At 72.2% G+C, this 12197-nt stretch carries 10 protein-coding genes; 6 read left to right on the top strand and 4 right to left on the bottom strand.

The features are described from left to right. The first annotated feature begins 198 nt into the window (after positions 1-198). The 4 genes from AB0472_RS19525 to AB0472_RS19540 all read left to right on the top strand — a co-directional run bounded on the left by AB0472_RS19525 (position 199) and on the right by AB0472_RS19540 (position 3548). Positions 199-645, top strand: coding sequence for a pyridoxamine 5'-phosphate oxidase family protein (locus tag AB0472_RS19525; protein ID WP_366357708.1), 447 nt, complete (start codon positions 199-201; stop codon positions 643-645). Positions 646-740: 95 nt separating this feature from the next. Further along, positions 741-1370: a DUF3887 domain-containing protein gene (locus AB0472_RS19530; protein ID WP_366357709.1), complete on the top strand. Its 630-nt coding sequence runs from the start codon at positions 741-743 to the stop codon at positions 1368-1370. 542 nt (positions 1371-1912) lie between these two features. Further along, positions 1913-2767, top strand: a complete 855-nt coding sequence (locus AB0472_RS19535) for a universal stress protein (protein WP_366357710.1) — start codon at positions 1913-1915, stop codon at positions 2765-2767. A gap of 163 nt (positions 2768-2930) precedes the next feature. Further along, entirely contained in the window at positions 2931-3548 is a 618-nt protein-coding gene (locus AB0472_RS19540; RefSeq protein WP_366357711.1) for a hypothetical protein, read from the top strand. A gap of 346 nt (positions 3549-3894) precedes the next feature. Here the strand turns inward: AB0472_RS19540 and AB0472_RS19545 are convergent, their stop codons facing one another. Next, the gene (locus tag AB0472_RS19545) at positions 3895-4347 is read right to left on the bottom strand and encodes a pyridoxamine 5'-phosphate oxidase family protein (RefSeq protein ID WP_366357712.1); all 453 of its coding nucleotides are present in this window, start codon (positions 4345-4347) and stop codon (positions 3895-3897) included. A gap of 467 nt (positions 4348-4814) precedes the next feature. On the opposite strand from AB0472_RS19545, the gene AB0472_RS19550 reads away from it, so the two are divergent. Further along, entirely contained in the window at positions 4815-6542 is a 1728-nt protein-coding gene (locus tag AB0472_RS19550) for a GAF domain-containing protein (RefSeq protein WP_366357713.1), read from the top strand. Between the two features lie 1090 nt (positions 6543-7632). Here the strand turns inward: AB0472_RS19550 and AB0472_RS19555 are convergent. From AB0472_RS19555 to AB0472_RS19565, 3 genes are all read right to left on the bottom strand, one after another. Next, a complete protein-coding gene (locus AB0472_RS19555) occupies positions 7633-9210 on the bottom strand; it encodes an MFS transporter (protein ID WP_366357714.1) in 1578 nt (525 codons plus the stop codon). Between the two features lie 122 nt (positions 9211-9332). Continuing rightward, positions 9333-9821 (bottom strand): hypothetical protein, encoded by a 489-nt coding sequence (locus AB0472_RS19560; RefSeq protein ID WP_366357715.1) that lies wholly within the window; start codon positions 9819-9821, stop codon positions 9333-9335. A gap of 178 nt (positions 9822-9999) precedes the next feature. Beyond that, positions 10000-10968 (bottom strand): nitroreductase family protein, encoded by a 969-nt coding sequence (locus AB0472_RS19565; protein WP_366357716.1) that lies wholly within the window; start codon positions 10966-10968, stop codon positions 10000-10002. 457 nt (positions 10969-11425) lie between these two features. Between AB0472_RS19565 and AB0472_RS19570 the strand changes: the two genes are divergently transcribed. After that, a complete protein-coding gene (locus tag AB0472_RS19570; RefSeq protein ID WP_366357717.1) occupies positions 11426-12157 on the top strand; it encodes a CBS domain-containing protein in 732 nt (243 codons plus the stop codon). Positions 12158-12197: the final 40 nt, after the last annotated feature.

A 12197-nucleotide genomic window follows, 5' to 3' on the forward strand; every position in this document is an offset into this window, starting at 1 on the left:
ACGGCATTCGACGTTCTGAACGACCGTCACGCCGGGACGGCCTTCCCGTACGCCGCAGCCGAGTGGCGACAGAAGGGCCGTTGTCCGGACAGGCCGGGACGAACGGCCCCTGGTTCCTGGGTTTGCGAAGCGAAAGATGGAGTCGTACCCATACCGCCGCACCCGGCGGTGGACGACGGTCTGAGGGACGGCTGACTCATGTACCCCAACGACGGATTCCGCGAACTCGATCGGTACGAGTGTCTGCGGCTGCTGGCGCGGGCGGCTGTCGGCCGGATCGTTCACACGCGCCACGCCCTGCCCGCGGTGCTTCCGGTCAACTTCTGTCTGGACCGGGACAGTGCGGTGCTGCTGCGTACCTCGGCCGTCTCGGAGCTGGTCCGTGCGATCGACGGCGCGGTGGTCGCCTTCGAGGCCGACGAGGTCGATGCGGAGGCCCACTCGGGCTGGAGCGTCGTCGTCACCGGGCGCGCCACGGTCGTCACCGACCCCGTCGAGCAGCAGCGCCTTGCCCTTACCGGGCCTCGCTCCTGGGTGGCTTCCCCGGAGGAGGCCTTCGTCCGTATCGAGCCGGAGCTGGTGACCGGACGCGAGCTGGTCGCCGGACGCACGATGTACGGCGTGGACCTGAGGGCCTCCGACTGAGTCGCTGTCCTCGGATCTGCCGGTCCTGCTCGCCGGATCGAGTCAGGTGTAAAGGCTTCCTTGACGTCGATGATATGTAAAGGCATCGTTTACACATGGTCGATTCCGCGATGCCCCTCACCGCCCTGAGCGGTCTGCTGGCCGAACGGGCCTCGGCCCTGGCCGAAGCCGTGGCGAGCCCGCTGACGCAGCCCGCCTACCTCGACCTCGTCCGGCGCTCCCAGGAGGTCGACGACCTGGCGGGCCAGGTGCTCAGGCTGTGCGTGCAGCAGTCCCGGGACGCCGGCCACACCTGGCAGGAGATCGGCGACCTGCTCGGAGTCACCCGCCAGGCCGCCTTCCAGCGGTTCGGCAAGCCGATCGATCCCCGAACGGGAGAACCCATGGACAAGACGGTACGCATGCTCGACGCCGCGGAACGCGCCCTCGCCATCGTCAAGGACGTCCTGGAAGGCCGCATGGACGAAGCCCGGCGAACCTTCAACGCCGAGGTCCTGGCGGCGTTCACCGACGAGGTGCGCGGGAACGGCCTTGCCACGGTCGCCGGACTGGTCGGCGCCTTCGAGGGCTTCGGCCGGACCGAGCCGTTCGTCCGGCGCATCGGCGATCACACGGTCGTCGACATCCCGCTGTGCTACGAGGCCGGCGAGATGAAGGCCCGGGTTGCCTTCGACGCTGACGAGAAGGTCGCAGGGCTGGTCATCATCCCGCCCGAGACCCCGTGAGGCCTACCGGAGAGCCACTGGCACCTGCCGGGTGAGCCGCCCCGGAAAGACCGCCCATGCTTGCCGACCCCCTCAGCACATCACCGACCACGCCCTGGATGGTGACAGCGCCGCTGATCGCGGTGTTCCCCGCCGTTCTCTGCATGATCGACGTCGCCCGACCCCCGAACACCCGGAGCCTGACGCCTCAGGTCCGGCTGGCCGTCCGCGCCTTCGCGAACGTCCTCGGATTTATTGCCTGTCTGAAGTTCGGCCGGGCCGAGAACGATAGCCGTCCCCGCCGCGACTTCATCCGGCGTGCGGCGGCTTCCCCCAGCCGCTCGGCCTCCTCCACGACCGGGCAGCCCGTATGGCCCCACGACAAGGGGCCGTACGGCGTGCCGGTGGGGTTCCAGCGGTCCCTGCCCCCGGCGTGCGCGCGGCACGAGCATCGTCCTCGGAGCCGTATCGGAACCCGCGAGCCGCCCGGCGGTGTCCGCGCTCTGGTCCCGGCGGCCCCTTCCGCTGCATGCGAGCAGCAAGGCACAGAAGGGAAAAGGGACATGACTCTCCATCACGTGACCGTGGGTGTGGACGGTTCACTGGTCTCCGTACGGGCCCTGGACCGGGCCGCCGACGAAGCCGTACGCCGTCACACCGAACTGCGCGTCGTCTATGCGGTGCCCGACGACGACGAGGCCGGGCCCATCCTGGCGTCGGCCGCCGCTCGCGTCGCCGTTCGCCACCCCGCCCTGCGAGTGGTGACCAAGGCCGTACAGGGAAGCGCGGTCAAGGTGCTGACCGATGAGAGCAGGTGCGCCGCCCTCACCGTCGTCGGCACGCGGGGGTTCGGCGGGGTCACCGGCGCCCTGTTCGGCTCGGTGAGCCTGCGGCTGGCCGCGCATGTGCAGGGTCCGCTGATGGTCGTACGCGAGGACCACCCGTGCGACACCGGCGCAGCTTCCCCCGGTGAGCGGCCGGCGGTGCTGCTCGGTCTGCGGGGCGACGCCGACGCCCGGGCAGCGGTGTACGCCTTCGAGGAGGCGGAGCGTCGTGGCGTGTGGCTGTGGGCCCTGCACGCACCCGACCACCGGTACGTCACGCCCGAACTGCCCTGGCTGGACTCCGCGTCGAGCCCCGGCCGGCAGCGTCTTGCCCAGCGGGACCGGGCGGAGGCGGCCGTGCCTCGCTTCAGCCTCTCCCGTCTGCAGGAGCGGTACCCCGGCGTGAGCGTCGACGCCCGTACCGTGCGCAGCGGACCTTCCCACGCGCTGCTGGAGGCGACCCGTGAGGCGGCGGTCGTGGTCATCGGCGCCCACCGTCGGACCGGACACCCCGGGCCGCACCTCGGCCCCGTCGCGCACACCCTGCTGCACCGCTCGCACTGCCCGGTCGTGCTGGTGCCCACGGGCCGGTGACCCGGACGCTCGCGGTCGCCAAGTGGCCCTGAGACACAGGACGTTCGGGCCGTCGACGGGGCCCTTGCAGCCCCTCCGGCGGGCGGGGCGCAGGCGGGACATTGGAAACGCGACAAGGGCTGTGACAGCCCCCGCGTGTCACTCCTCGGAGGGGATGAAGATCATGGCAGTGCACAACCACCCGCAACGTCACCTGGGATTCCGTCTGCCGTCCCGGAACCGGGCGGAAGCGGCTCCGCAGGCCGCGGACACCGCGACGGCGACCGTGACCGGTGCGCACGTGCTCGCCGGGCTGCGCCTGCTGACCGGGTTCGTCTTCCTGTGGGCGTTCCTCGACAAGACCTTCGGCTTCGGCTACGCCACCCCGTCCGGCAAGGGCTGGATCGACGGCGGTTCGCCCACCAAGGGTTTCCTGAGCTCGGTCGCGGCCGGGCCGCTGGAGTCCGCGTTCCACGACTGGGCCGGGGCCGGCTGGGCGGACTGGCTGTTCATGCTCGGCCTGCTGGGCATCGGCCTGGCGCTCGTCTCGGGCGTCGCGCTGCGGCTCACCGCGGTGGCGGGCACGGCGATGATGGCCCTGATGTGGATGGCGGAGTGGCCCCCGGCCAAGCACCTGTCGGACGGGTCACTGAGCATGTCCACCAACCCGTTCGCCGACTACCACCTCATCTACGCCGTCGTGCTGATCGCCCTCGCGGCAGCGGGCGCCGGCGCCACCTGGGGCCTGGGCAAGGTCTGGGCGCGGCTGCCCTTCGTCCACCGCAACCGCTGGCTGCTGTGACCGTCGGCCGCAACCGTGAGCGGCTCCGAAACCGGTGGCTGCTCTGACAGCCCGGAGCGCATCGCGCCAGGGGCGCCGCCGCTGAGGGGAACACCATCCCCAGCGGCGGCGCCCTTTCGGGTGCTGTCACATGTCGTCACCTGGCGCCACAACGGTTCTTCGGCACCGCAAAGGGACCTGTGGGCCTGCTGGAACCGCCGCACCGCGACCATTGGTTTCGCCGATCGGCCCGGAGACGCCCGAGGTGGTCCGGCACGCGGTTGCCCCGGCGGCCGTCGTCCCGCACGGCTGCCCCTCACGCCAGGCCGAGCCGCCACGGCCGGCCGTACATCTGCCACCGCCCGACTCAGGTGGCGGCCGGGGCCAGACGGATGCCGGTGATCAGATCCGGGTGGATGCGGACCGCGTAATCCATCGCACCGCCCACCCAGGGGTGCAGCAGTTCGCGGTAGCGGGCCAGTTCCCGGGCGTCGGTGACCAGCCGGGCGTACCCGGTGATCACGACGCTCCAGCCCAGATGCGTGACGGGGTCGATGGAGTCGGCCTCGTAGGCGACGACCACGCCCGGCGCGTCCGCCTGCCGGCTGCGGGAGGTCAGGGCGGCGCCCTCGTGGGTGCGGATGACGACGTCCCCACCGTCGAGGACATGGTTGACCGGTCGCACGGTCGGCAGGGCGTGCTGGGTGAAGACGACCCGCCCGATCGAGACGCTGCCCAGCAGCCTGAAGGCCTCCGTGGCGTCGAGCGTCACGCTCTGGCGGGGTCCCGGGGAGACCGGCTGCGCTTGGTCCAGGGCCATAGGCGGTATCCGTAGGTGTTCTGGTCACTCGGCCACGGTGGCCCGCGAGCCGATTCTGATGGACCACATCATTCGAACGGGGAGGCAGCCTCCGGCACTAGGGCCGTTCGGGCCGCTCCCGGGCCTGGTGGGTCCTTCACATCGCTGCGGCCGATATGTCTGCGACAGCATTCATCGTCACGGTGGGAGAGGCTCCGGGGGCCTGTGGCGCGAGCCGCTCCGGCCGAGCCCGCAGCCGGTCGGGTTCGGTGGGCCCCGACTCGCGAACGGCGCGCGACTGTGCGGGGCGTTCACCGCCGGTACCTCCCAGCGCCACCGTCACGACCGTGCGCGACGGCGTCCGGCGCCCCGTGAGGATGACGCCGCGAGGCGGACGCTGTTTTCTCAGCGGGCCCGGAACGTTACGGTGTCCTGTGACCGGACAGCCGACTGTCGGCCCGGCCTGCGCACGATCGGGAGGGTCACCGGTGGCACGCTCCGAGGAGCCCGGGGGGGCTCGAGTGCGGCTGCCCCAGCTCAGGCTGGACGAGCTCCTGGAGGAGTTGCAGGCGCGGCTCGACGCGGCCCGTAGCACGCGGGACCGGGTGCACAGCCTGCTGGAGGCGGTGCTGTCGGTCGGCCGGGAGCTCGACCTGGAGCAGGCGCTGTACAGCATCGTGGAGGCGGCGGCCGTGCTGGTCGACGCCGAGTACGCGGCCCTGGGCGTGATCGGCCCGGACGGCAAGCGGCTGTCCGCCTTTCACACGATCGGGGTCAGCGAGGACCGGATCGCCGCGATCGGCCCGTTCCCCGAAGGCCACGGCATCCTCGGGGAGCTCATCCGTCACCCCGAGCCGCTGCGGCTGACGAAGATCTCGCAGCACCCCGCCTCGCACGGCTTCCCCGCCCACCATCCGCCGATGAACACCTTCCTCGGCGTGCCCATCCGGGTACGCGACCAGGTTTTCGGCAACCTCTACCTGACCGAGAAGCGCGGCGGGCTGCAGTTCGACGAGGAAGACGAGTCGGTCCTGTCCACCCTGGCGGTGGCGGCCGGCGTCGCGATCGACAACGCACGCCTGTACGAGGAATCGCGGCTGCGGGAACGCTGGCTGCAGGCGAACGCCGAGATCACCCACAGGCTGATGTCCGGTGGCGACCGCACCGACGTCCTCGCCCTGATCGCGGAGCGGGCCGGTGAGATCACGGGGTCGGCCCTCGCCGTGGTCGCCCTGCCCGTGGAGGGTGCCGGGTCACTGGCCGTGGAGATCGCCGTCGGCCTCGACGCCGAGGCACACGAAGGGCTGGTTCTGTCCCTGGACCGGACCTTGATGGGCCTGGCATTCTCCGCTGCGGCTCCGGTCACCAGCGAGGAAGTCGGCCACGATGAGCGCATCTCCCTGGAGCCTCCGCGCTTCGGGGGACTGGGCCCTGCCGTGGCGGTGCCCATCGGCACGGGCGAGGCGGGTCCGCGAGGCGTGGTCCTGCTGGCGCGGGAAACCGGGCGACAGCCGTTCACGGGCACGGAGACCGAGACCCTGCAGGTCTTCGCCGCCCAGGCCGCCGTCGCGATGGAGCTGGCGGACCGACGCAGGGACGCCGAGGAGATCGCGGTGCTCCAGGACCGCGACCGCATCGCCCGGGACCTGCACGACCTGGCCATCCAGCGGTTGTTCGCCACCGGAATGACGCTGCAGAGCGCCGGCCGGTTCATCGAGCACGAGGAGGCCGCCGAGCGCGTCATGCGGGCGGTGGAGGACCTGGACGAGACGATCAAGATCATCAGGTCGACCATCTTCGGGCTTCGGGCACGTGACGGCGGAGCCGGGACGGGACTGAGGGCGCGTGTCGTACGGGCGATCGGCGAGGCCGCCCAGGTCCTCGGCTTCCCGCCCAGCGTGCGCATGGAAGGCCTGGTCGACACGGAGGTGCCGCGGGAGATCGCCGATCACGTGATCGCCGTGCTGTCCGAGGCCCTGACCAACATCGCCCGGCACGCGCGGGCCCAGCGGGCCGATGTGGCCCTGGAGGCGAACGGCCGTGACGTACGGCTGACGGTGACCGACGACGGCGTGGGCATCCCGGCCGAGGGCCGCCGCAGCGGGCTGCGCAACATGGCCGAGCGGGCCGAGCAGCTGGGCGGCTCGCTGGAGGTGAACCGCCCTGAGGGCGGCGGCACTTCGCTGGTGTGGCAGGTGCCCGTGGGGGAGCGGTAGCCGAACCGTCCACCATGACGCCGACGGCGAAGTGAGGCCGTACGGCGGTTCGTTGTGACCGCGTGGCCCATCGCCGTGCTCGATTCGCGGGACCACACTGGTAAGTGGGGACACCCAGGAGAGTTCACTTCCGGCCAGGGGCGGTCCGACCGGCCCCGGCCCCGGGCCGGTCGGCCTCTCCAGGCCGCCCGGCGGACGCACGAGGCTGATGCGCACGGACCGGGAGTAGGACATGCGGGAGGTGCCGGTCGTACGGATGCTTCCACCGCAGCCTCGGACTTCGCACTGCGCGCCGCACACGAGCGGTTCACGACCTCCCCGGCCATGCCGTCGGGGGTGCGGGATCTGGTGGCCGAGTCATGGCGCCGCAGCGCCCGGTGTGGCGTACCCGCCGACGGCAGCGTACTGCCGTCGCTGACCACACCCGCAGGGGACCTGCGTGCCTACCGGCACGCCCATCCGCTCGCCGTGGCTCTGCCGATGCTTCGTGAGGTGCTGGGCGCGGGTGCCACCGACGACGGGCAGGTCTTCGCCGTAGGGGACGCCGACGGCACCCTCCTGTGGGTCGAGGGGGACACCGCGGCCGGCGCGCGTGCCGAGCGCATGCACTTCGCCGAGGGCGCCGGCTGGTCCGAGCGGCAGGCCGGGACCAACGCCCCTGGTGCCGCACTGGCGTTGGGCCGGGCCGTGCAGATCGTGGCGGGCGAGCACTACCGCGCCGCCGTGCACGGCCGGTCCTGCGCCGCCGCCCCCCCCGTGCGCGATCCCAGGACCGGCCGGGTCCTCGGTGTGGCCGACCTGTCCGGCGGCCCGGCCATCGCCACACCGCCGGCTCTGGCGGCGGTACGCGCCGCGGCGCCGGCCGGTCGCCGCAAGCCGCGTCCGGACGGGTCTGCCCAGGCTCTCGCCCCTGGGGACAACCCCGGTGCGACGGACGCGCGACGACGCGTTGCGGACCTCGGTCGTGGCGGATCTCCTCCATCCCTGTCTTCCGGCGTGCTCGGCGGCCGGCGTACATCGCCGGGGCTGAACGGGCAGGTCACCGGCCGACCTGACCATTGCGGACCCGCGCATCGCGCAGCCGTGTGGCCTATTGCGGTTCCTTGGGCTCGACGGAGGCCCTGGACGGCCGGGCGGGCAGCGCGGCGAAGGCCAGCAGGGCTCCGCCGACGGCCACGCAGGCCCCGACCGTGAGGCCGAGGCCCATACCGCTGACGAACGCCGAGCGGGCGAGGTCCGCCAGCATCCGCCCCGACACGCCCCCCACCCGTTCGGCGAGCGCGAGCGCGCCCCCGAGCGAGCCGAGCACACTGTCCGAGACGTCGTGCGGCAGCTGGTAAGGCCTCAGCGGCGGGCCCATACGGTCCTGGTAGCGGGTGGTCAGCAGGCTGCCGATCACGGCCACTCCGACCGCCCCGCCCAACTGGACGGAGACACCGTTGGTGGCCGAGCCGACACCGGTGTCGCCCTGCGGCAGAGTGCCCATGAGGGCGTCGAGGGCGGCAGGCACCACGAGTCCGGCGCCGAGGCCGAGCAGCAGCAGACCGGCCAGCAGATCCTCGTACGTGGCGGACGACTCCGCGGTGGACAGCTGCCACAACCCGGTCGCCACGGCCAGCAGACCCGTGCCCACCACCGCCTTGGTGCCGGCCCACCGCACCAGGGCCGGGGACAGCGGGGCGACCAGCGCGAGCAGCCCGGCCACGGGCAGTACCCGTACACCGGTCTGCAGTGCGCTGTAGCCGAGACCGAACTGCAGGAACTGGGTCAGCACGAACAGGGCCCCGAAGAGTCCGAACATCGCGAGCGCCACCGACGAGGTGGCGACGGAGAACCGGCGGTCGCGGAAGAAGGCCAGGTTCAGCAGGGGGTGCGCGGTGCGCCGCTCCCAGACGGCGAAGACCACCAGCACCACCAGGCCGGTGCCGCCCGCGCCGAGTACGGCGCCGGAGGACCAGCCGCGCACCGGGGCCTCGATGATCGCCCAGAGCAGGAGGCCGAGCCCCACCATCGACAGGACCGAACCGGCCGGATCCGGCCGCAGCGCCGCCGGATTACGGGACTCCGGCACCAGGAAGGCGGCACAGGCGAGGCCGAGGGCGGCGACGGGGATGTTGACCCAGAACACCGATCCCCACCAGAAGTGCTCCAGCAGCAGTCCGCCCGCCACCGGGCCGATGGCGATGCCCAGTCCGCTGGTGGCTGCCCACAGGCCGATCGCGCGTTGCCGCTCGCCGGGATCACGGAACACGTCTGTGATGATCGAGAGCGTGGCGGGCATCATCATCGCCGCACCGACGCCCATGCCCGCCCGGGCGGCGATCAGCATGCCCACCGAGCCCGAGTAGGCCGCCCACGCCGAGGCGGCTCCGAACACGGCCAGCCCGGTGACGAAGACCCGGCGGCGCCCGAACCGGTCCGCGCTGCTGCCCGCGACCAGCATCAGCCCGGCGAAGGCCAGGGCGTAGGCGTCGACGATCCACTGCAACTGGGTTGTCGTCGCCCCGAGTTCCTTCACCAGGGTCGGGAGCGCGACGTTCAGGATGGTGTTGTCCAGTGTCACGATCAGCAGTGACACACAGAGCACCACAAGGGTGACCCACCGGTTCCGCATCTCCTGACCACGCGGTGCGGCGGCCGCTGACGGTATGTCATGGATGTTCGTCATAACCCCATGAAGCGTCGCGTGGGGCCGTCGGCGTGAGGTGCTGAACGTCCCGGAGCGGGACCGGCCGGGTGGGCCGTCCGGGCCTGAAGGCCCACCTCGGCGGACGCCCCGGCGGGAGTGTCTCAGGTCGCATCGACTGCGTCCGACGTGCCCAGGGACCGTATGCCGCAGATGCGCCGGGTGACCGGATCGGACCGGACCAGGAGGCGGGTGGTGCGGTACGGCCGGTTCTCGTCGTCCTCCCAGACCAGGGTGACCCGGCTCCAGCAGTGCCCCGTGCCGCTGTTGTCGTAGACCACCCGCCAAGAGGCCGGCACGCCCCGCGCCCGCAGCACACCGTCCCGGTCGTGGACCGCTTCCCAGCTGATCAGGCTGCGGCGGAAGTCGGCTGAGAGGTAGTGATGCCGCAGCGCGTCGGCGAGTTGTCCCCGGCCCCGGTCGCGCAGCGCGTCGGTGTAGGCACCGTAGAAGTCGGCGACATGGTCGACGGCGGACAGCGGCCTGCCCACACGCCCGAGGGCGCCGGAGGCGGTAGCGGCCGGCTCCGGCGACGGGAGAGGCGGCACCGTGGAACCCGGAGTGATGTGATGGACCGTCGAGGGCTCGGACATGGAACTCTCCTCCTTCCCGGAGAGGAACAGGAGCGCTCCTCGCTCTCAGGAGATCGCGGTCCGCGGGTGCCTGCGAGGGCCGAGTGGACTGCCCGAGTGGTCCGTTCGGTGCCTTGCGGGCGAGCGCGGCGCGGGAACGCCGGACCACGGCGCGCTCCCGGCGGAGCACGGGCGGGCCCTACTCCAGGGCCTGCGCCGCCGTACGCCGAGGGGAGGCCGGCCCTTCCGGTCCGTACCCCAGACGGATCACCATCTGCGCGTGCATCCGGCCGTCCTGCGGCCCTGCCAACTGCTCACGCAGCTCCGGCCATTCCAGTGCCTGGTGCAGCAGCGACGCCCGCACGCCGGCGGTCGTCGCCACCAGCAGGGCGTGCTGAAGCGCCTGACCGGCCCGCAGCCAGTCCGCCCGGCGGTCGTGCGAGGTGGAGAGCACGGCGATCGTGGGTCGTTGCTCGAAGGTGCGGGCGGCGAGCTCGGCCGGGTGGTGGTGCGCCCCGAAGTCCCGCATCGGAACCCGGTCCCGGTAGTCCTGCGGTCCTACGGCCGACGGCGGAACGCCGAGCGCCGTGCCGTCCGTTTCCCGGATCCATCGGCGGCTCTCCGCTCCCCGGTCGCGGTCGGCCGTGTTGCGCCGCTCCGCCTCCAGCGTCACCCGTAGCAGGCGGTCCGTCTCCTCGGGATCCGGGTAGCCGAGCAGAGCCCCCTCGGCGTGCACGGCCTCGGCGAGCTCGTGCAGCAGGGAGGTGGGCAGCGGCCGGTCGGAGAACGGGAAGCGACTGCTGTGCCTGCGCCACACGGCGTCGTACAGCCCCGCGGCCGGTGAGAGGCGGACGGGACCGCCGAGGCGGACGGCGGCCAGCAGGCCGGGCTCGTCGGGCCTGGGCAGCAGCCGGGGCACCGGTTCCCACCCGAAGTGCGCGACAGCCAGCCGCACGTTGAACAGCGCGCAGCCCACGGAGAGGTGCAGCGCGCGCCCGGAAGGGTCGATGTGCCGCAGACCGCGGTCAGCGGCCGCCCGGATCTGCAGGGCCGGCGGCTCCGGGTCCATCCGGAATCGCCAGGGCTGGGTGTTGTGGATCGAAGGGGCGGCCACAGCAGCCGAGACGATCTTCTCCAGGGTCGCCACGTCGAGCAGCGTGGTGGACATGGGGTCTCCTCCTCGCTCGGTGACCAGGGGCCGTCGGGCTTGGTCGGAAGCTCCGTCCACGGTTGCCCCGCCCGCCGGCGGTGGGGCAGGGGCCGGACGGCCCCGCGTCGCGCCGGAAGTCCCGGACGCGGCCGACCGCAGGGACGAAGGCGAACCGGTCGGCGGGCAGGCCTGTTCGCCCGCGGACCGAGCCCGCCCTACCGGAGACCCGGCCCGGATCGAAGGCCGACAGGTCCTCGATCGGTCCCGAACAGCCCATGGGGACGCGGCCGGTTCAGATGGACGCTCGAGGTGTCAACAGACCTGGGGAGACCCGGCGATGAGGCGCGGGCCGACGACCGCGCCGGACTTCGGAGGTACACCCACCGGAGCGTCGACCGCTTCCGGTCGAGCACCTGCCGGCCGGCGCCCGGGCCCTGACTTCGTGTCCGCGTCGGCTCCGTCGAGGAGGAAAGCCATGAAGCACAACAAGGTCGGCTCCGTGATGACCACGGAGGTCGTCCGCGCCGCGCAGGCGACGCCCTTCAAGGAAGTGGCCCGGCTGCTCGGCGAGCACCGCATCAGCGGCCTGCCGGTCGTGGACGAGGACGACAAGGTCGTCGGAGTCGTCTCGGAGACCGACCTGATGATCCGGCAGGCCGACAGCCCGGACCCCTACGAGCCGAAGAAGCACCACCGGCTCGCCGGCCTGACCCGCAGGGGCCGGACGCGGGCCGCCAAGGCGCGGGCCCGTACCGCGGGTCAGTTGATGACGGCTCCGCCCGTGACGGTCCACGCCGACGACACCATTGTCGTCGCCGCCCGCACCATGGCCCTGCACCACGTGGAGCGGCTGCCCGTCCTGGACGAGGAGTGGCGGCTCGTCGGCATCGTCACCCGCCGCGACCTGCTGCAGGTCTTCCTGCGACCCGACGCGGAGATCCACACACAGGTCGTCGAGGAGGTGCTGGAGCGCGCCCTGTGGCTGCAGCCGCGCAGCATCGACGTGTCCGTCACGGAGGGCGTGGTCACCCTGGCCGGCCGGATGGACCGCAAGACCGACACGGAGATCGCCGTCTCCATGACCCGTCAGATCGACGGCGTGGTCGCGGTCGTCGACAAGCTCACCTTCCGGCTGGACGACTCACACGTCCGGCTCGACGACCGGGCGATGCACGGGGTCGCCGACGAATGGCTGCGGAAGCTGTGACGCGCCGCCGTCGGCACGGAGTGTGTGGTCCCCGGCGCAT

Origin of the sequence: Streptomyces sp. NPDC086777, from assembly GCF_040702065.1 — a bacterium.
Lineage (GTDB): Bacteria > Actinomycetota > Actinomycetes > Streptomycetales > Streptomycetaceae > Streptomyces.

What these genes read in the sequence shown, in the direction of transcription:
- AB0472_RS19525 (WP_366357708.1), top strand. Translation starts at nt 199, where the DNA reads ATGTACCCCAACGACGGATTCCGCGAACTCGATCGGTACGAGTGTCTG.
- AB0472_RS19530 (WP_366357709.1), top strand. Translation starts at nt 741, where the DNA reads ATGGTCGATTCCGCGATGCCCCTCACCGCCCTGAGCGGTCTGCTGGCC.
- AB0472_RS19535 (WP_366357710.1), top strand. Translation starts at nt 1,913, where the DNA reads ATGACTCTCCATCACGTGACCGTGGGTGTGGACGGTTCACTGGTCTCC.
- AB0472_RS19540 (WP_366357711.1), top strand. Translation starts at nt 2,931, where the DNA reads ATGGCAGTGCACAACCACCCGCAACGTCACCTGGGATTCCGTCTGCCG.
- AB0472_RS19545 (WP_366357712.1), bottom strand. Translation starts at nt 4,347, where the DNA reads ATGGCCCTGGACCAAGCGCAGCCGGTCTCCCCGGGACCCCGCCAGAGC.
- AB0472_RS19555 (WP_366357714.1), bottom strand. Translation starts at nt 9,210, where the DNA reads ATGACGAACATCCATGACATACCGTCAGCGGCCGCCGCACCGCGTGGT.
- AB0472_RS19560 (WP_366357715.1), bottom strand. Translation starts at nt 9,821, where the DNA reads ATGTCCGAGCCCTCGACGGTCCATCACATCACTCCGGGTTCCACGGTG.
- AB0472_RS19565 (WP_366357716.1), bottom strand. Translation starts at nt 10,968, where the DNA reads ATGTCCACCACGCTGCTCGACGTGGCGACCCTGGAGAAGATCGTCTCG.
- AB0472_RS19570 (WP_366357717.1), top strand. Translation starts at nt 11,426, where the DNA reads ATGAAGCACAACAAGGTCGGCTCCGTGATGACCACGGAGGTCGTCCGC.